This window comes from Janthinobacterium sp. OK676 (assembly GCF_900103595.1).
Classification (GTDB): Bacteria; Pseudomonadota; Gammaproteobacteria; order Burkholderiales; family Burkholderiaceae_D; genus Janthinobacterium.
Genome location: NZ_FNHA01000002.1, coordinates 684,473 through 703,153, shown reverse-complemented (window position 1 = coordinate 703,153; position 18,681 = coordinate 684,473). Strand labels below are relative to the sequence as shown.

20 protein-coding genes and 1 tRNA gene are annotated in these 18,681 nt (G+C 60.0%); 12 read left to right on the top strand and 9 right to left on the bottom strand.

What is annotated here, in order from left to right:
- Positions 1 to 6: 6 nt before the first annotated feature.
- The 5 genes from BLU39_RS06785 to BLU39_RS06765 form a co-directional block, all read right to left on the bottom strand.
- Complete coding sequence (locus BLU39_RS06785; RefSeq protein ID WP_092711219.1) at positions 7 to 405, bottom strand: hypothetical protein; 399 nt, start codon at positions 403 to 405, stop codon at positions 7 to 9.
- 104 nt (positions 406 to 509) lie between these two features.
- Positions 510 to 585, bottom strand: a tRNA-Lys gene (locus tag BLU39_RS06780).
- 68 nt (positions 586 to 653) lie between these two features.
- Positions 654 to 2,402, bottom strand: a complete 1,749-nt coding sequence (locus BLU39_RS06775) for a GspE/PulE family protein (protein WP_254788903.1) — start codon at positions 2,400 to 2,402, stop codon at positions 654 to 656.
- Positions 2,403 to 2,449: 47 nt separating this feature from the next.
- The gene (locus BLU39_RS06770) at positions 2,450 to 3,238 is read right to left on the bottom strand and encodes a class I SAM-dependent methyltransferase (RefSeq protein WP_092711217.1); all 789 of its coding nucleotides are present in this window, start codon (positions 3,236 to 3,238) and stop codon (positions 2,450 to 2,452) included.
- Between the two features lie 214 nt (positions 3,239 to 3,452).
- Positions 3,453 to 3,965 (bottom strand): glycine zipper 2TM domain-containing protein, encoded by a 513-nt coding sequence (locus BLU39_RS06765; RefSeq protein WP_034747447.1) that lies wholly within the window; start codon positions 3,963 to 3,965, stop codon positions 3,453 to 3,455.
- Positions 3,966 to 4,366: 401 nt separating this feature from the next.
- Here BLU39_RS06765 and BLU39_RS06760 point away from each other — a divergent pair, with 401 nt between their 5' ends.
- The 5 genes from BLU39_RS06760 to BLU39_RS06740 all read left to right on the top strand — a co-directional run bounded on the left by BLU39_RS06760 (position 4,367) and on the right by BLU39_RS06740 (position 9,696).
- Positions 4,367 to 4,765: a barstar family protein gene (locus tag BLU39_RS06760; protein WP_034747450.1), complete on the top strand. Its 399-nt coding sequence runs from the start codon at positions 4,367 to 4,369 to the stop codon at positions 4,763 to 4,765.
- 156 nt (positions 4,766 to 4,921) lie between these two features.
- Positions 4,922 to 5,530, top strand: coding sequence for a phosphoribosylglycinamide formyltransferase (gene purN / locus BLU39_RS06755; RefSeq protein WP_092711215.1), 609 nt, complete (start codon positions 4,922 to 4,924; stop codon positions 5,528 to 5,530).
- A gap of 21 nt (positions 5,531 to 5,551) precedes the next feature.
- Positions 5,552 to 6,871: an RsmB/NOP family class I SAM-dependent RNA methyltransferase gene (locus BLU39_RS06750; protein WP_092711213.1), complete on the top strand. Its 1,320-nt coding sequence runs from the start codon at positions 5,552 to 5,554 to the stop codon at positions 6,869 to 6,871.
- A gap of 124 nt (positions 6,872 to 6,995) precedes the next feature.
- Positions 6,996 to 8,354 carry a mechanosensitive ion channel family protein gene (locus tag BLU39_RS06745; RefSeq protein WP_092711211.1) on the top strand — a complete coding sequence of 453 codons (1,359 nt, stop codon included), beginning with the start codon at positions 6,996 to 6,998 and terminating at the stop codon, positions 8,352 to 8,354.
- Between the two features lie 133 nt (positions 8,355 to 8,487).
- Entirely contained in the window at positions 8,488 to 9,696 is a 1,209-nt protein-coding gene (locus BLU39_RS06740; protein WP_092711209.1) for a DesA family fatty acid desaturase, read from the top strand.
- Positions 9,697 to 9,836: 140 nt separating this feature from the next.
- Here BLU39_RS06740 and rpmG read toward each other — a convergent pair whose 3' ends face one another.
- The 3 genes from rpmG to radC form a co-directional block, all read right to left on the bottom strand.
- Positions 9,837 to 10,004: a 50S ribosomal protein L33 gene (gene rpmG, locus BLU39_RS06735; RefSeq protein WP_010400929.1), complete on the bottom strand. Its 168-nt coding sequence runs from the start codon at positions 10,002 to 10,004 to the stop codon at positions 9,837 to 9,839.
- 22 nt (positions 10,005 to 10,026) lie between these two features.
- Positions 10,027 to 10,263 (bottom strand): 50S ribosomal protein L28, encoded by a 237-nt coding sequence (gene rpmB / locus BLU39_RS06730; protein WP_010400928.1) that lies wholly within the window; start codon positions 10,261 to 10,263, stop codon positions 10,027 to 10,029.
- 247 nt (positions 10,264 to 10,510) lie between these two features.
- Complete coding sequence (gene radC / locus BLU39_RS06725) at positions 10,511 to 11,185, bottom strand: RadC family protein (RefSeq protein WP_092711207.1); 675 nt, start codon at positions 11,183 to 11,185, stop codon at positions 10,511 to 10,513.
- A gap of 120 nt (positions 11,186 to 11,305) precedes the next feature.
- Here radC and BLU39_RS06720 point away from each other — a divergent pair, with 120 nt between their 5' ends.
- The 6 genes from BLU39_RS06720 to BLU39_RS06695 all read left to right on the top strand — a co-directional run bounded on the left by BLU39_RS06720 (position 11,306) and on the right by BLU39_RS06695 (position 16,703).
- On the top strand, positions 11,306 to 11,761 hold the full coding sequence (locus BLU39_RS06720) for an FKBP-type peptidyl-prolyl cis-trans isomerase (protein ID WP_092711205.1): 456 nt from the start codon (positions 11,306 to 11,308) through the stop codon (positions 11,759 to 11,761).
- A 9-nt stretch (positions 11,762 to 11,770) separates the two neighbouring features.
- Positions 11,771 to 12,718: a 4-hydroxy-3-methylbut-2-enyl diphosphate reductase gene (gene ispH, locus BLU39_RS06715; protein WP_092711203.1), complete on the top strand. Its 948-nt coding sequence runs from the start codon at positions 11,771 to 11,773 to the stop codon at positions 12,716 to 12,718.
- Between the two features lie 295 nt (positions 12,719 to 13,013).
- On the top strand, positions 13,014 to 13,943 hold the full coding sequence (locus BLU39_RS06710) for a branched-chain amino acid ABC transporter permease (RefSeq protein ID WP_092711201.1): 930 nt from the start codon (positions 13,014 to 13,016) through the stop codon (positions 13,941 to 13,943).
- 22 nt (positions 13,944 to 13,965) lie between these two features.
- Positions 13,966 to 15,183 (top strand): ABC transporter permease subunit, encoded by a 1,218-nt coding sequence (locus BLU39_RS06705; RefSeq protein WP_092711199.1) that lies wholly within the window; start codon positions 13,966 to 13,968, stop codon positions 15,181 to 15,183.
- A 12-nt stretch (positions 15,184 to 15,195) separates the two neighbouring features.
- Positions 15,196 to 15,969, top strand: coding sequence for an ABC transporter ATP-binding protein (locus tag BLU39_RS06700; RefSeq protein ID WP_034785170.1), 774 nt, complete (start codon positions 15,196 to 15,198; stop codon positions 15,967 to 15,969).
- Positions 15,966 to 16,703 (top strand): ABC transporter ATP-binding protein, encoded by a 738-nt coding sequence (locus tag BLU39_RS06695; protein ID WP_092711197.1) that lies wholly within the window; start codon positions 15,966 to 15,968, stop codon positions 16,701 to 16,703. Before BLU39_RS06700 ends, BLU39_RS06695 begins: the two co-directional genes overlap by 4 nt.
- A 121-nt stretch (positions 16,704 to 16,824) precedes the next feature.
- Here the strand turns inward: BLU39_RS06695 and BLU39_RS06690 are convergent, their stop codons facing one another.
- Entirely contained in the window at positions 16,825 to 17,391 is a 567-nt protein-coding gene (locus BLU39_RS06690; protein WP_092711195.1) for a phasin family protein, read from the bottom strand.
- A gap of 417 nt (positions 17,392 to 17,808) precedes the next feature.
- Here BLU39_RS06690 and BLU39_RS06685 point away from each other — a divergent pair, with 417 nt between their 5' ends.
- The gene (locus BLU39_RS06685) at positions 17,809 to 18,660 is read left to right on the top strand and encodes a DMT family transporter (protein ID WP_254788910.1); all 852 of its coding nucleotides are present in this window, start codon (positions 17,809 to 17,811) and stop codon (positions 18,658 to 18,660) included.
- Positions 18,661 to 18,681 lie beyond the last annotated feature (21 nt).

The window sequence follows — 18,681 nt, the reverse complement described above, 5'->3', positions numbered from 1 at the left end:
AACTGATTATTCGCAGGCGATGGCGTTCGGCTGCGCCACCTTCACCACCGAGGCCAGGCGCGCCATGTCGTTGCCGTCGCCTTGCTCGACATACGGTTGATAGGTATCGATGATGATGCGGGCACGCGCCTGCCAGCCGCAATTGTCGGCCTGGCGCGCGGGCACGCGCAGCAGCCGGCGCGCCTCGCCATCGTTGGAAAAACAAAACCACGCATCATGCGTGGCGGCAGGGCGGGGTAAACGGCCCCACTGCGCCTTGTCGGGTGCGAAGCAGACGCGGTTGCCGATGATCTGCAAACTCATCTCGTCCGTGCGCGCGCTGTACTGGCCATCGAGGACGATGGGCGGCTGCGCCTGGGCGGACAGGCAGGCGGTGGCAAGTAGCAGGGTGGCGGCAAGTTTCATGCGTTTCTTTCAGGGCTGGCAAGACGAAGAACCAGTATAACCGCGAGGGCCGGAAACGAAAAAAGCCCATCCGTGAGGATGGGCTTTTTAGTACTGCGCATTCGTGGTAGGCCGTGCGGGATTCGAACCTGCGACCAACGGATTAAAAGTCCGCTGCTCTACCAGCTGAGCTAACGACCCGAAAGAGGCCGCATTATATATCAGTTGAAAAAGAATGCAAAGCATTCCTGCGAGAAAGTGCTGGCCTGTTAATGCAGGGCAGCCGTGAGCTTTTGCACTTCGTCGATGCTGGTCGTGCCATCGATGACCTTGCGGGCGCCGGCGATGCGCAGCGGCGTCATGCCGTCGAGCAGGCTCTGGCGTCGCAGCGCCTGCAGGTCGGCGCCGGCCTTGACCAGCTGGCCGAATGTTTCCGTCACGCTCAGCAGTTCATAGATGCCGGCGCGCCCCAGGTAGCCGCTGTGCCGGCACAGGGCGCAGCCGACGGGGCGGTACGCGGTGGCCGGCCGCTCCATCTGGCCGCCCGTCAGGCGCTGCCAGGCAGCGGCGTCGGGGGCGGCGTCCAGCTGTTTGCAGTCCGGACACAGGCAGCGCAGCAATCGCTGCGCCAGCACGCCGATCAGGCACGCTTCCAGCAGATAGGCGGGTACGCCCAGTTCCAGCAGGCGCATGACGGCGGATGGGGCGTCATTGGTGTGCAGGGTCGACAGCACCAAATGGCCCGTCAGCGCGGCCTGGATGGCCATCTCGGCCGTGGCCAGGTCGCGGATTTCGCCCACCATGATGATGTCGGGATCTTGCCGCATCAGCGCCCGCACGCCATCGGCAAACGACAGTTCGGCCTGCACCTGCATCTGGTTGAAGGCCGGTTCGACCATTTCGATGGGGTCTTCCACCGTGCACACATTGACTTCGCTGCCGGCCAGCGCCTTCAAGGTGCTGTACAGGGTGCTGGTCTTGCCCGAGCCGGTTGGCCCCGTCACCAGCACGATGCCGTGCGTGCGCGCCGTCAGCTGGCGCCAGCGCTCGGCATCCGCGGGCGGAAAGCCCAGTTCTGCCAGGCTCTTGACGGCCACTTCCGGGTCGAAGATGCGCATGACGAGTTTTTCTCCGAAGGCCGTGGGCAAGGTCGACAGGCGCAGTTCGACTTCCTGGCCCTGCGCATTGCGCGTCTTGATGCGGCCATCTTGCGGACGGCGCTTTTCCACCACGTCCATGCGTCCGAGTAACTTGATGCGCGCCGTCATGGCCAGCAGCACGACGGGCGGCAATTGATAGGCCTGGTGCAGGCGGCCGTCGATGCGCAGGCGCACGAGGCCCGCGTCGCGCTTCGGTTCCAGATGGATGTCGGAAGCGCGCTGGGCAAACGCGTATTGCCACAGCCAGTCGACGATGCGCACGACGTGCTGGTCGTTGGCGTCGACGCTGGTCTTGTTGCGCCCCAGTTCCACCAGCTGCTCGACATTCTGGCGCAGCGCCAGGTCTTGCGTGGACGCTTGCCGGGCCACCTTGACGGAACTGGCCAGGCTGAAAAATTGCGCGATGGCGTCGGCGATGTGCAGCGGGTTGGCGATGACGAGGCTCAGCTTGCGCGGCGCCAGGTTTCCCAATTGCGCCTGCCAGGCGAGCGCATACGGCTGGGCCGTGGCGATGACGATGCGGTCAAGCGTGCTTTCCACGGGCAGGATGTTGAAACGGGCCGCATAGCTGGCCGTCATGACGTCGGCCACCTGGCTGAAATCGATGTGCAGGGGATCGATGCGCACATAGGGCAAGCTGGAGCGTTGCGCCAGCCAGGCGCACAGGGTGTCGAGCGTCAGCGCGCCGTGGGCAATGCTGCACAGCGGATGCAAGGGCGGCGCGGGCAACAGCGCGGCCTGGGCGTCGATGGCGGCCGCTTGCGCCGCGTCGAGCAAGCCGTCTTCCTGCAGCCAGGCCAGCAGTTGCGGCAGTTGCAGAGGCGTGTTGACAAGGGGAGGAGGAGGGGTAGCGGGCATGGCCGGCGCCTTTCCGGGCTGCCGGCCTTGCCTGGATAAACCGGCGCTTACAGGGTGCTGACGATGCCCTTGACCCAGGATTTGGCGGGCAGCTTGGTCTCGGCGACGATCTGCTTTGCGCGCTCGAGCAGGGCGGCTTGCGCTTCGGTATCGAGTGCCACTTTGGTCTTGAACGCGATCGCCACCACGTTCCCATCATGGACTTTCGGCAGGCAGATCACCTGTTCAAACGCAAACTTCATCGCCTTGATGTTTTTCGCGTAGCTGGGATGGTCGCCGAACAGGTTGACCGTCATGATGCCGTGCGGCGTCAGGCAGGCGCAGCAGGCGGAATAGAAGTCGGCGCTGTCGAGCACGGGACCGCGCGCCGTGGCGTCGTACAGGTCCACCTGCAGGGCGTCCAGGGTGCCGTGGTGGGCGTCATCGTTGACGTAGTCGAGCGCGTCCATCTCGCGCACGTGCAGGCGCTCGTCGTTGGGCGGCAGCTTGAACATCGATTCGCAGATGGTGATGACGGACGGGTTCAGTTCGATGGCCTCGACCTGCGCCTGCGGAAACTGGCGGTAGCAGAACTTGGTCAGCGCGGCCGTGCCCAGGCCCAGCTGGGCGAGGCGCTGCGGCTGTTCGATCCACAGCATCCACGCCATCATCTGCTGCGCGTATTCGAGTTCCGGCCAGTCCGGCTTGCGGATGCGCATGGCGCCCTGCACCCATTCCGTGCCGAAATGCAGATAGCGCACGCCATCCATTTCCGACAGGGTGACAGGGGCATAGCGGGGCTTGCGCGCCGGGCGCGAGGATTCGACTTGTTCGATGGATTTTCGTTTGATAAGCATAAGGCGGCCTGAAAGTGTGCCGCATTATAGCGTGCCATAAAAAATGCCGACCCTTAGGGATCGGCATTTTAATAATGAGTAACAACGCCTGACAGAAGCGTCGCGAGCGGAAGGAAGAGGTGGCCGAGAAGCGCAACCGTACTTAGTACGGGGGCGCCGAGCCGGTGAGCATCGCAGGCCGCCTATGCCGACGCGCAGCAGCTTATGTCAGGTGTTACTGCTGAGCGGGTTCGATCGATACGCGCAAGCGGATGCGCTCGCCCGGATCGTAGGACATGATGCTCGTGTAGTTGCGGCCGCGGTAGTCGTAGGTGACCTGGTAGCCATTGTTGCGCGATTCCCAGTGGTCGACCTGGCGGCATTGCTTGACGGCTTGTTCCTGCACGCCGCCCTGGTAGTTGTTCTGGTTGTCGACGCGGTCGCCGACGACGGCGCCGGCAATCGCGCCCGCAGCGGCCGCGGCCGTGCGGCCATTCCCGCCACCGACCTGGCTACCGAGCAGGGCGCCGGCGATACCGCCGACGATGGAGCCGCCAGCGCTGCGCTGTTGCGGCGGGGCCTGGACTTGCACGTATTCCGTACGGCATTCCTGGCGTGGACGGTTGATCTGTTCCACTTGCGGCACGACGCGTACGACCTTGCCGAAATCTTCAAAGTCGGCGGCCTGGGCGAGTGGCAATGCACCGATACAAAGGGCTGACATCATCAATTTGGCTTGCAAGTTCATTTGTAACCTCGTTATCTAGAGAATCTTTCAGGGTATTTTTTACAACTTGGGACTATAGTAATCCCGCCAGGCCGGGGCAAGTGTTTCGCATGGCAACAAAATGTAACAGCCCAAGCCCCTTGCCCCACAGTCTGTAACATGCACTTTCAATCGATACAAGATGTTGAAATGACTTGAAACCAGCGGTTTGTAACAAATCTTGCGTTTGACATCATATTCGGGTTGATTCATGCAGGACAACACGTTACCCTAATACGCGTATGGCTTATATAAAATCGCACTGAATCGCATAAAAGTTGATACAGATCGAATCACCGCGTGCGCATTGACCCGCGTGCGGGGATGCAATAAGAAGAGCAGCTAGAAGAGATCCATACATAACAGGTCGATTTGAGGGAAAAATGAGTTTGTTACTAACCGTGCCGCCCAACCTTGTCCAGTCCATCCGTGCCTTCCGCGTGACCGAATTACAAGACGAGGCGATCCGTCTCGGGCAGCACTTTTTATATGCGCATTGCAACGCTGGACAGACCAAACAACAAGTCATCGGCATTATTGCAGAAGCATTCCTGTTTCCGAAAAACCTGGCGAAGAATTTCGATGCGCTGCGCCTGTGCCTGACGGACACCATGTTCAAGGCAGGCACGCAGACGGGTTTCCTGGTCGTGCTCGAGCAATTGCCAAATACGCAAAAATTCGACAAGGAGGCGCGCGAGATCCTGCTCGACGTGTTCCGCGACGCGGCCGACTACTGGGCCGAGAAGAAAGTCCCGTTCCGCGTCTTCTATTCCTTCGAGTAAATACTTACTCTCGTTGTAGTAGCGTAAAGTCAGCCTTTTTCCGGCCTGAAAGGCAGCCTCGTCCGGTGGAAGCGCTTGTTGCGCGAGCATGTTGCGGCGCAACAATATCGTCGGCCTTTCTTGGTTCGCATCGCCATAGCGGGTACAATGCGCGCTATGAAAAATATCGTTATCCTCATTTCCGGACGCGGCAGCAACATGGAAGCGGTCGTGCGCGCGGCGCAAGCCGAGCAATGGCCCGCCCGTATTGCCGCCGTCATCAGTAACCGGGCCGACGCCCAGGGATTGGTTTTTGCCGCGGAACATGGGATAGCGACCGCAGTCGTTGCCAACAAGGATTATGCCAGCCGAGAACAGTTCGATGCGGCGCTGCAAGCCGTGATCGACGGCTTCGCCCCCGACCTGGTCGTGCTGGCCGGTTTCATGCGCATCCTGACGCCGCCCTTCGTCGAGCATTACGCCGGGCGCATGCTCAACATCCACCCGTCGCTGCTGCCGCTGTTCCCGGGCATGGCGACACACCGCCAGGCGCTCGAGGCGGGTGTCACGGAACACGGCGCGACCGTGCATTTCGTGACTGCCGAGCTCGATCATGGCCCGGCCGTGGCGAGTGCGACAGTCCCCGTCTTGCCAGGCGACACAGAAGAGAGCTTATCGGCGCGCGTGCTGGTACAGGAACATCTGCTTTACCCGCGCGCCATCCGCCTGTTCATTGACGATAAACTGTCAGTCGAGCATGGCCAGGTCCGCGTGGACCCTCAATAAAATATTTTAGAAAGAATAACAATGAGATTGCCACCAGCGATACTTGCCAATGCTGAAGAAGTATTGCGCGAAATTTTACGTTTCACGGCCCCGGCCGACACCACCCTGTCGCGCTATTTCCGCGACCATCCGCGCCTCGGTTCGCGCGAACGCGGCGCCATCGCCGAAGGCATTTATGCCGTCTTGCGCAACAAATCGTTCTTCACGGACTTCGCCGAAGCGGGCAGTGGCCCGACCATGCGCCGCCTGACCATCCTCGGCCTGGCCGAAGCGGTGGGCGCCGATTCGCTGGGCGGCCTGACGGAAGAAGAAGTGGAATGGCTGGAACGCATCACGCAGATCGACCGCAGCCTGATGCCGGCGAACATGCGCGCCAACATGCCGACCTGGCTGTTCGACAAGCTGATCGCCCAGTTCGGCGAAGCGGAAACCATGAAGCTGGCCGATGCGCTGAACGCGCCGGCGCCGCTGGACTTGCGCGTGAACTCGCTCAAGGCCACGCGCGACGACGTGATGCTGGCCTTGGCCGAAGCGCCTATCCTCAGCACGCCGACGCCATATGCGCCGCTGGGCTTGCGCGTCATCAAAAAACCATCATTGCAAAACCTGCCCCTGTTCCAGAGCGGCGCCATCGAAGTGCAAGATGAGGGCAGCCAGATCCTGTCGCAGATCGTCGGCGCCAAGCGCGGCGAGATGGTCGTCGATTTCTGTGCCGGCGCAGGCGGCAAGACCCTTGCGCTGGGCGCGCTGATGCGCAACACGGGCCGTTTGTATGCATTCGACGTGTCGGAAAAGCGTCTGGCCAAGCTGAAGCCACGCATGGCCCGCAGCGGCCTGTCGAACGTGCATCCGGTACAGATCGCGCATGAGCGCGATGCCAAGATCAAGCGCCTGGCCGGCAAGATCGACCGCGTGCTGGTCGATGCCCCCTGCAGCGGCCTGGGCACCCTGCGCCGTAATCCGGACGTGAAATGGCGCCAGCAGCCGAACTCGATCGTCGAGCTGCAAGCCAAGCAGGCAGCCATCCTGGCCGGCGCGGCGCGCCTGGTCAAGGGCGGCGGCCGCCTGGTGTACGCCACCTGCAGCTTCCTGAACGAAGAAAACGATTTTATCGCCGAGCAATTCCTGGCAGCCCATCCGGACTTCACCCTGGTGCCGATGAACAAGGTGCTGGCCGAACAGAAGATCGACCTGGAAATGGGCGACTACCTGAAATTGTTGCCGCACCTGCACCAGACCGACGGCTTCTTCGCCGCCGTGTTCGAGCGCAAGGTCATGCCGAAAAAAGTCTACGCCGATGAAAAACCGGCCGACGACGTTGACGCTGAAGCAGCCGAGTAAGTTTTCACGCGCCACCGCCGCAGCATCGCAGCGGTGGCCATGCACTTGCGCCAGCCTGTCTGGCACAGGCTGTGGGCGCCCCGCCCCTTGATCTCCCCGCACCATCTTCCAGATTCCGACCGCCATGAATGAAACCCCGCTGCTCAACCTGATCACCGACTTTGTCGACGATTTCCGTCAACCTGCCATCCTGTGGCAGGCGCTGGTCATCGTCGCTTGCCTGGCCTTGAGCTGGTTGCTGGTGCGGCAGTTGCGCGAGTTCCTGCACAAGCGGGCGGAAGCGGCCGCCACGCCGGCCACGCCGGAAACCTTGCAGCGCACGGACAGCTTCATCCGTATCCTGACGCCCGTGCTGGCGGCCATGCTGCTGGGTATTGCACAGCATTTCCTGGCCAAGTTCCAGTCGGTGAATCTGCTCAGCATTGCGATTCCCCTGTGCACGTCGATGGCGCTCGTGCGCTTCGGTTTTTACGTGTTGCGCCGCATTTTTGCCCGCCATGGCGAGATCAGTCCCACCATGTTGTTGTTGGAAAAGATCTTCACGGTCGTGGTGTGGGCCGGCATGGCCCTGTACATCACGGGCCTGTGGCCGGACCTGCATGCCTTCCTGGAAGGTATCGTCGTGCCGCTGGGCCGCAACAAAGTATCCGTGGCTGCCATCTTGCAAGCCGCTATTTCCGTGGCCGTGCTGCTGGTGCTGGCCATGTGGGCCGGCACGTCGCTCGACGAGCGCCTGATGAAAATGCAGGGCCTGCACACGTCCTTGCGCGTGGTGCTGTCGCGCATGGGCCGCGCCGTGCTGATCCTCGTTTCCGTGCTGGTCAGCCTGTCGCTCGTGGGCATCGACCTGACGGTGCTGTCCGTGTTCGGCGGCGCCTTCGGCGTGGCGCTGGGCTTTGGCTTGCAAAAGATCGCCGCCAACTTCGTGTCCGGTTTCATCATCCTGCTCGACCGCAGCCTGACCATCGGCGACATGATCACGGTGGGCCAATTCACGGGCAAGGTCACGCAGATCAATACGCGCTATACTGTGTTACTGGGGGGCGATGGCGTCGAATCCATCGTGCCCAATGAAATGCTGATTTCCGGCGGCGTGCAGAACATGTCGCTGAGCAACCGCATGGTCTGGCTGTCGACGGCCGTGTCGGTGGGTTACGAAACGGACCTGGACGTCATCTTCCCCTTGCTGGAAGCGGCGACGGCCAAGGTGCCGCGTGTGTCGCAAAGTAATCCGCCATCGGCTACCCTCGTGCGTTTCGGCGCCGACGGCCTCGATGTGCAGATCGGCTTCTGGATCGCGGATCCGGAAAACGGCACGGGCGGCGTGAAGTCGAACGTGAACCGCGCCATCTGGCGCACCTTGCAGGAACATAAGGTTACTGTACCGTTTCCGCAACGCGAATTGCGTATTGTTGGTACGCCTCCTGCCCCGCTCGCCAGCGCGGCAGACGGTGAGTCCGCCCCATCCGGCACCCAGCCTTAACCTCGCTGCCTGCCTCCGATTTTGCCTGATAGCACCCATTAGGGCGTACAATCACGCCTAAAATTAACTCTGCCGGACCTCCAGAGTCACTGGAGCGACCGTGCGTTCGCCCTGTCCACTTGGAGTAGTAGTAATGACATTGAGTTCCGTTTTACACGACGTTTTGCAGTTCATGGCAACTGGCATTACTGATCTGTCCGCATGGCAAGTTTTCCTGTACACCATGGTGGTCACGCATATCACGATCGCCAGCGTCACGATTTACCTGCACCGCCACCAGGCCCACCGCGCGCTGGAATTGCATGCGATTCCCAGCCATTTCTTCCGTTTCTGGCTGTGGCTGACGACGGGCCAGGTCACCAAGGAGTGGGCGGCTATCCACCGCAAGCACCATGCCAAGTGCGATACGGAAGAAGATCCGCACAGCCCCGTGACGCGCGGCATCAAGAAAGTGTTCTGGGAAGGCGCCGAGCTGTACCGTGCTGAATCGAAGAACATGGAAACCATGGCCAAGTACGGTCACGGCACGCCGACGGACTGGATCGAACGCAATCTGTATACCAAATACAGCTGGCTGGGCGTGGTCATCCTGTTCTTCGTGAACTTCGTCCTGTTCGGCGTGATCGGCATTTCCGTGTGGGCCGTGCAAATGGTGTGGATCCCGATCACGGCGGCCGGCATCATCAATGGCATCGGCCACTATTGGGGCTACCGCAACTACGATTGCGCCGACGCGGCCACCAACATCATTCCTTTCGGCATTTTGATCGGCGGCGAAGAGTTGCACAACAATCACCATACGTATGCGACGTCGGCCAAGCTGTCGTCGAAATGGTATGAAATCGATATCGGCTGGGCGTATATCCGCGCGCTGGAAATGCTGGGCCTGGCCAAGGTGAAAAAACTGGCGCCGGAACCGAAGTTTTCCCATGGCAAGCTGGAAGCGGACTTCGAGACCTTGCAGTCCGTCATCGCCAACCGCTATGACGTGATGGCCAAGTATGCAAAATCGATCAAGCATGCCTGGAAAGAAGAACTGGAACACCTGAAGCACAAGGCCGAGCTGGAAAAGCGCTTCCTGAAGTCGTCGCGCAAGCTGATGCAGCGCGAACCGGGCAAGCTGGCCGATGCGCACCACGAGCAACTGTCCGAATTGTTCCAGCACAGCAAGGCGCTGGAAACCATGCACCACATGCGCGTGGAACTGGGTGCCATCTGGGAGCGTTCGCACTTTACGCGTGAACAGTTGCTGCAAAAGCTGCAAGACTGGTGCGCGCGTGCCGAAGCGTCGGGCATCAAGTCGCTGCAGGATTTTTCCTTGCGCCTGCGCAGCTATGCCTGAGTAAGCTGCTGCCGCACATGAAAGCCCTGGTTTCCAGGGCTTTTTTTTCGTTCAGGCAAAAGGGAAAGGGAAGGGCGTAAAAAGCAGGGCGAAAAAAAACCGCTCATCGGAGCGGCTCTTTTTACAGAACACAATATCAATTACTTGATTTTGGTTTCTTTGTACGTGACGTGCTTGCGTGCTTTAGGATCGAATTTCATGATCTCCATTTTCGCAGGCGTCGTACGCTTGTTTTTGGTGGTCGTGTAGAAGTGACCCGTACCGGCGGTCGATTCTAACTTGATTTTGTCGCGGCCTGATTTTGCCATGATAGCTCCCTTATTCTGCTAATTAGACTTTTTCGCCACGAGCGCGCATATCGACCAATACGGCGTCGATGCCGACTTTATCGATGACGCGCAGACCGGCGTTGGACAAACGCAGGGAGACCCAGCGGTTTTCAGATTCAACAAAAATACGACGATTCTGCAAGTTAGGCAAAAAACGACGTTTGGTTTTGTTGTTTGCATGGGAAACATTGTTGCCGACCATCGGCTTCTTCCCAGTGACTTGGCAAACACGTGCCATGGCGCACTCCTTAAAGATATTCCAAATTGGAAAAACGAGAGTATATCCAAAATAAGCAGATTTATCAATGACTTGCGAAAAACAATTGTGTCATGTTGTGTTGATATAATTTAACAATTTGGCTTTTACCTTTCCTCATGGGGAAAAGCACTTGTAAACAGCGTTGTTTACTGCTAGGCAAGCCTGCTGCCCTTGTCACGTATGTCCTTGTTTACACATGGTTAACTGCGCTGTAGCGGGCTCTGGCCTAGATTTGTCCATGTTCCGCGAACGAATGTACTTGCCGTCCGGCCACGATGAAATGGTCGAGGATGCGCACGTCGACCAGCGACAACGCTTGCATCAGCGCGCGCGTCAGTAACAGATCCGATTCGCTGGGCTCGGGGGTGCCGGACGGATGGTTGTGCGCCAGCATGACGCTGGCCGCGTTGTGCAGCAGCGCCTGCTTGACCACTTCGCGCGGATACACGCTGGTGTGGGTGAGGGTGCCGCGAAACATTTCCTGGGTGGTGATCAAGCGGTTCTTGACGTCCAAAAACAACACGTGAAACGCTTCATGCGCCAGGTTGCCCAGCGTCAGGCGCAAATAGTCTTTGACGGCGTGCGGCGAATTGAGGGCCTGGCCGGCCTGCAAGTCCTCGATGATGGCGCGCCGCGCCAGTTCCAGCACGGCTTGCAGTTGGGCAAACTTGGCGCTGCCCATGCCATGCACGGCGGAAAAACTCACGAGGCTGGCGCCAAACAGGCCCCGCAAGGAGCCGAAGTGCTCGACCGTGTCGCGCGCCAGTTCCACGGCGCTCTTGCCGCGCACGCCCGTGCGCAGGAAGACGGCCAGCAATTCCGCGTCCGACAGCGATTGCGCGCCATCCTCGATCAGGCGTTCGCGCGGCCGTTCGCCGACCGGCCAGTCCTTGATGCCCATGCTGTTCTCCTGTTTGTCATCGGCGCGTGCCCCAGCATGGCCTTCTTTGACGAAGCCATGGGGCAGGCGCGGCCAGTGTGGCTTACAATATCGTTTTGCACCAGTTACCTGAAAACTACTATGTCCAACGAGCAACCAGCAGTCGTCACCGAAGCGGCTTACCTCACCCTGCATTATCGTCTTGCTACTGTTGACGGTACTGATATTGTCACGACCTTCAGCGGAAATCCCGCGACCTTGATGCTGGGTCAGGGCCAGCTGGCGCCATTCCTCGAGCAGCGTCTGCTGGGCTTGTCAGAAGGCACGCACCAGACCTTCGAGCTGGCCGCTGGCGAAGGCTTTGGCGAGCGCAATCCCGAGCTGGTGCAGTCCGTCTCGCGCGCGACGCTGGACGAGAACTCGGTGCCGGGCGCCGACTACAAGATCGGCGACCTGGTCGACTTCGCCGCGCCGGGCGGCGGCCGCTTTGCCGGCGTGCTGCGCGAAATGCGCGACGATTCGGCCCTGTTCGACTTCAACCATCCGCTGGCCGGCCAGCCGCTGCGTTTTGAAGTCCAGCTCATTTCGGTCCTGTAAGGAGTAGCGATGGATAAAGAACTGTTACTGGCCCAGCCCCGCGGTTTCTGCGCTGGCGTCGACCGGGCGATCGAAATCGTCGAGCGCGCCTTGCAGCAATTTGGCGCGCCGATCTACGTGCGCCATGAAATCGTCCACAACGCCTATGTGGTGGCCGACTTGCGCAACAAGGGCGCCATCTTCATCGACGACCTCGATGACGTGCCTGCTGGCAATACGCTCGTGTTCTCCGCCCATGGCGTGTCGAAAGCCGTGCGTGCCGAGGCGGAATCGCGCGGCCTGAGCATTTTTGACGCGACTTGCCCGCTCGTCACCAAGGTGCACATGGAAGTGGGCAAGATGCGCCGCGAAGGCCGCGAGATCATCATGATCGGCCACGATGGCCATCCCGAGGTCGAAGGCACGATGGGCCAGGCCGATATGGGCATGCATCTGGTGGAAACGCTCGACGATGTGGCGAACTTGCAGGTTGCCAATCCGGACAGCCTGGCCTATGTTTCGCAAACAACGTTGTCAGTTGACGACACCAGCGACATTATTGCGGCCTTGAAAGCGAAATATCCGAATATCGCCGAGCCGAAAAAAGGCGACATTTGCTACGCCACCACGAACCGTCAGGAAGCCGTGAAATTCATGGCGCCGCAAGTGGAAGTGGTGATCGTCGTCGGCAGCCCGAACAGCTCGAATTCGAACCGTCTGCGCGAAGTGGCCGAGAAGATGGGCACGCCTGCCTACATGGTCGACAATGCTTCGCAGATCGACCCGGCCTGGCTGGAAGGCAAGCTGCGCGTGGGTGTGACGGCTGGCGCCTCGGCGCCCGAGGTGCTGGTGCAGGCCGTTATCGACCGCTTGAAAGAGTGCGGCGTGAAGAGCGTGCGTCCGCTCGACGGGGTGCAGGAAGCCGTCACGTTCCCGATGCCGAAAGGCCTCGACGGCATCAAGCGCGACGTCGCCTGAGTCTGTTCTGCGACTGACTATCGATGAAATAGTCGCCTCAAAACCGAATTTAATTCGGAAATGATCGTTTTATTCCAAGTTTAGTTTTCGCAAAAGATCGTTATGATTGTTCCAAGCTTGAATGTGTTGTCGTTATAGCCAAGCACGGTCACGCCCGTTTTGAGTGCGTGCACCATGCTGGTGAGAACGGTCAGGGATGGCACTGCAGGAATTCTTCCTCCGGTGCCGTTTTTGTATCAGCGGCCCATGTTCTGGCGGAAGTTGTTCCCGAAAATGCATATTTGATAGGGCAATCATGGATACATTCATCCAGCAGATCATTAACGGCTTGGTGTTGGGCAGCATGTATGCCTTAGTCGCCCTCGGTTACACCATGGTGTACGGCGTTTTGAACCTGATCAACTTCGCCCACGGCGACGTGCTCATGATCGGTGCCATGGTGGGCTTGACCATCCTCAAGCTGCTGGGTATTTATGTGCCGGACTGGCCCGGCTACCTGAAACTGGCCACCGCCATCCTCGGCGCCATTCCCATCTGTATCCTGGTCAATATTCTCATCGAGCGGGTCGCCTACCGCCGCCTGCGCAACGCCCCCCGCCTCGCCCCCCTGATTACCGCCATCGGCGTCTCCATCCTGCTGCAAACCTTCGCCATGATGATCTGGACGCGCAATCCCTTGCCCTTCCCGCAATTGCTGTCGACCGACCCCATCAACATAGGCGGCGCCGTGATTTCGCAAACGCAAGTGCTGCTGCTGGCCCTGGCCGCGCTGTCGATGGGCGGCCTGGTGCTGCTGGTGGAAAAAACGAAGATGGGCCGCGCCATGCGCGCCACGGCGGAAAACCCCCGCGTGGCAGGGCTGATGGGCGTCGATTCCGACAAGGTCATCGTGGCTACCTTTGCCATCGGCGCCGCGCTGGCGGCCGTGGCGGGCGTGATGTGGGGCGCCAACTATGCCTCCATTCAATTTTCCATGGGCGCCATTCCCGGCCTGAAAGCCTTTTGCGCGGCTGTGCTGGGCGGTATCGGCAATATCTATGGCGCCATGCTGGGCGGTATCTTGCTGGGCATTATCGAGAGCCTCGGCGCCGGCTATATCGGCGACATCACGGGTGGCTTCCTGGGCAGCCACTACCAGGACATCTTTGCCTTCGTCGTGCTGATCATCGTGCTGACCCTGCGTCCGTCCGGCATCATGGGCGAACGTGTGGCCGACCGTGCCTGATGTAAAACTGGGAGATTAAATCATGGCACTACTCGACTTTGACGCTAAGAAAAATCCGACCAAAGCCTACGCCGGCATGCTGGGCCTGGCCGCGCTGCTGATGGTGTTCCCGTTTTTTGCCGCCCAGTTCGGCAACTCGTGGGTGCGCATCATCGACATGGCCTTGCTGTACATCATGCTGGCCCTGGGCTTGAACATCGTCGTCGGCTTTGCCGGCCTGCTCGACCTCGGCTACATCGCCTTCTATGCCGTGGGCGCCTATCTGACGGCCTTGCTGGCGTCGCCCCAGTTCGCCATCCTGCTCGAATCGGTGGTCAATCAATATCCGGTGCTGGGCGAAACCCTGGTGCAGCTGATGGGGCCGGAAATCCGCGAAAACGGCATTCATTTGTCGATCTGGATCATCGTGCCCCTGGCCGCAGCCGTGGCCGGCCTGTTCGGCGCCCTGCTGGGCGCGCCGACGCTTAAGTTGCGCGGCGACTACCTGGCCATCGTCACCCTGGGCTTTGGCGAGATCATCCGCATCTTCATGAACAATTTGAATGACCCGATCAATTTCACGAACGGGCCGCAAGGCATCAATCTGATCGACCCCATCCGCATCTTCGGCGTCAACCTGGCGGGCGAGGCAGGCACCAACAGCACCGTCACGATGGCCGGTTTTTCCATGCCGTCCGTGAACGCCTATTACTTTTTGTTCCTGTTCCTGTGTATCGCCGTCGTGTTCGTCACCAAGCGCCTGCAGCATTCGCGCCTGGGCCGTGCCTGGGTGGCCATCCGCGAAGACGAGATCGCCGCCAAGGCCATGGGCATCAACACGCGCAACGTCAAGCTGCTGGCCTTTTCCATGGGCGCCTCGTTTGGCGGCGTGGCCGGTGCCATGTTTGCCTCGTTCCAGGGTTTTGTCTCGCCGGAATCGTTTTCGCTGACGGAATCGATCGCCGTGCTGGCCATGGTGGTGCTGGGCGGCATCGGCCACATCCCCGGCGTGATCCTCGGCGGCGTGATCCTCGCCTCGATACCGGAAGTGCTGCGCCACGTGGTGGAACCGGCCCAACAGGCGCTGTTCGGCCGCGTGGTGATCGAGGCGGAAGTGCTGCGCCAGTTGCTGTACGGCCTGGCCATGGTCTTGATCATGCTCAACCGTCCTGCCGGCCTGTGGCCATCGCCGAAGCACGAAGACCGGCCCGACCACGACGTCGACCAGCCGAACAAATCCACCGGCGTCGTGTCCGCTTAAGGGAGGGATAGCATGAGCGAACAGATCATTCTCAATATTGCCGGCGTGAATAAACGTTTTGGCGGCTTGCAGGCGCTCACCGACGTGGGCATCACCATCCGGCAAGGGCAGATCTATGGCTTGATCGGCCCGAACGGCGCCGGCAAGACGACGTTTTTCAACGTCATCACCGGCCTGTACCAGCCCGACACGGGCACTTTCGAGCTGGCCGGCAAGCCGTATTCGCCATCCGCGCCGCACAAGGTGGCCAAGGCGGGCATTGCGCGCACCTTCCAGAACATCCGTTTGTTTGGCGACATGACGGCGCTGGAAAACGTCATGGTGGGGCGCCACGTGCGTTCGCACCAGGGCGTGTTCGGCGCCATCTTCCGCCACAAGGCGGCGCGCGAGGAAGAGGCATCGATCCGCAAGCGGGCCATGGAGCTGCTCGACTTCGTCGGCATCGCCCAGTTCGCCAGCCGCACGGCGCGCTTTTTGTCGTATGGCGACCAGCGGCGCCTGGAAATCGCCCGCGCGCTGGCCACCGATCCCACCCTGCTGGCGCTCGACGAACCGGCGGCCGGCATGAACGCGACGGAAAAGCTGGCCCTGCGCGAGTTGCTGGTGAAAATCAAGGCCGAAGGCAAGACCGTGCTGTTGATCGAGCACGACGTGAAACTGATGATGGGATTGTGCGACCGCATCACGGTGCTCGAATACGGCAAGCGCATCGCGGAAGGCTTGCCGGCCGAAATACAACAAAATCCTGCCGTCATCGAGGCTTACCTGGGAGGATCGCACGCATGAGTAACGATGGCTTAAACAAGAATGTATTGAAGGTATCTGGTTTGCACGTGGCCTACGGCGGTATCAAGGCGGTGAAAGGCATCGACCTGGAAGTGAACCAGGGCGAGCTGATCGCCCTGATCGGCGCGAACGGCGCCGGCAAGACGACGACCTTGAAAGCCATCACGGGGACTTTGCCTGCCTGCAAGGTCGAGGGCACGATCAGCTACCTGGGCGAAACGCTCAAGGGCACGAAATCGTTCCATCTGGTGGAAAGGAAACTGGCGATGGTGCCGGAAGGGCGGGGCGTATTCACCCGCATGTCGATCCGCGAAAACCTCATGATGGGCGCCTACACGCGCACGGACAAGGCCGGTGTCGAGGACGATATCGCCAAGTGGTTCGATGTGTTTCCCCGCCTCAAGGAAAGGGCGGCGCAGATGGCTGGCACCCTGTCGGGCGGCGAGCAGCAGATGCTGGCCATGGCGCGCGCCCTGATGAGCCATCCGAAGCTGCTGCTGCTCGACGAGCCGTCGATGGGCCTGTCGCCCATCATGGTCGAGAAAATTTTCGAGGTGATCCGCAAGGTGTCGTCCGAAGGCATCACGATCTTGCTGGTCGAACAGAATGCCCGCTTGGCCCTGCAGGCGGCGCACCGCGGCTATGTGATGGATTCCGGCCTCGTCACCATGGGCGGCAACGCGGCCGCCATGCTCGATGACCCGCGCGTGAAGGCGGCATATCTGGGGGAATAAGAACGATCAGACATAAAAAATGCCCCAGCTGGGCTGGGGCATAATGGCATCCGTCGGGGAAGTGCGGGATGGATGCCTGGAGGAGCCAGTGCAGCGGACCGCCGGAGCGGTCACGCAAGAATTACTTGGCGGCAGCGCGTGGCACGACTTTTTCAGCTGCTTGCGTGAACTGGTTCACGGCCGACGTCAGGTTCGCTTCGATGGCTTCGACGGCTTGCTTGCTGGTTTTCGAGAATTGCTCGTAGCCTGCATTGGCGTTGCCGATGGCGCTTTTCAGGATGGCGACGGCGTTTTCCGAACCGGCTGGCGCGTTCTTGGTGACTTCTTCCACCAGCGAAATCACTTTGCGGTTGGTTTCAGCGATTTGCGATTCGGCTGCTTTGCTGAACTCGGCTTGGGTGCCGGACGTGATGGCAGCCAGGTGACGACCGTAAGCGATGGCTTTTTCGGCGCTAGGCTGGGCTTGAGCAGCGCTCAGCGAGAAGAATTCTTGTGGATCTTTTGCCGACAGCAATTGCTTGGCGGCGGCGGTCGATTCTTCCAGGGTCGCCTTGGCGGCCGTCAGGTTCAGTTCGACGATCTTTTCGATGCCTTCGAAGGCCTTGCCCGTCAGCGACGAGAACAGGGCGAATTGGGCTTCCAGGTTGGCTTTGGTAGCGGACGAAAATTGCTCAGGAATTGAAAACATATAAATCTCCAAAAAATCGAAATCTGGTTAATTTGATGCTGCGTGTACCGTTTGGGAAAGCAGGTGAATCTAAATTTTTCAAGCTGAACAAGAATTGTGCAACGCAACAAACTCTATTCTACGGTGAAAAAAAACGAAGTCAAGCGTTTCTTGTGCGATGCAACAATTGAATAGATTTGGATCAAAAGTCGTTGTTTCTAAAGAGAAATATTTGATTTCTGCGTGTCAATGGTTTATGTCTAAACTATTGTTTCCAGCGGCTACGGGGACGATTGCGGCGCAGCATGCTAGACTTTGGCTCCCGCACTGGCGCAGCGCCCCTGTGCCGATCCTGTTTCCCGAGTTGATACCATGTCCAATCTTCCCGCCGCGGCTGGCGCCAGCGGCAAAGCCTCTCTTCTGACCACTCTGACGCCGATGGCCTTGCCCGGTTTCTTCGTGTTGTTATGGAGCACAGGTTTTATCGTGGCCAAGTTTGGCCTGCCGTACGCCCCCCCGCTGACCTTTTTGCTGCTGCGTTTCCTGGGCGTGCTGGTGATTCTGCTGCCGCTGGTGCTGCTGTTGCGCGCGCCGTGGCCCGTGGGACAGTTCCGCCAGATCGCCGTGGCCGGCATCTTGATGCAGGCCGGTTACCTGGCCGGTGTCTGGTGTGCCATCAAGCTGGGCATGCCGGCCGGCCTGTCCGCGCTGATCGTGGGCATGCAGCCCGTGCTGACGGCCTGCGCCGCACCGCTGATCGGCGAATCCGTGCGCCCGCGCCAGTGGCTGGGCCTGTTCTTTGGCTTGCTGGGCGTGGCCCTCGTCGTGTATGCGAAGATCAACCTCGTGGGCCTGACCGTGGAAAGCGTGCTGCTGTGCGTATTCGCCTTGCTGTCGATGACGGCCGGCACCATGTACCAAAAACGCCACTGTCCGCAATTCGACTTGCGCACCGGCACGGTGGTGCAGTTTGCCGCTTCCATCGTCGTGGTCTTGCCATTCGCCCTGTATTTCGAAGGGCTGGACCTGCATTTCAGCAATGTGCAATGGACGGCGAACTTCATCGGCGCCTTGCTGTGGTCGGTACTCGTGCTGTCCATCGGCGCCATCTTCCTGCTGTTCGCCCTGATCCGCCGCAGCGACGCGACGAAAGTGACGGGCTTGCTGTACCTGACGCCGCCCACGACGGCCGTGATGGCCTGGCTGATGTTTGGCGAAGCATTCAATATGCTGGGCATCGCCGGCATGCTGGTGGCCGTGATCGGCGTCGTGTTTGTGGTCAAGAAATAGATAAGCTATAGCAGGAGAGCA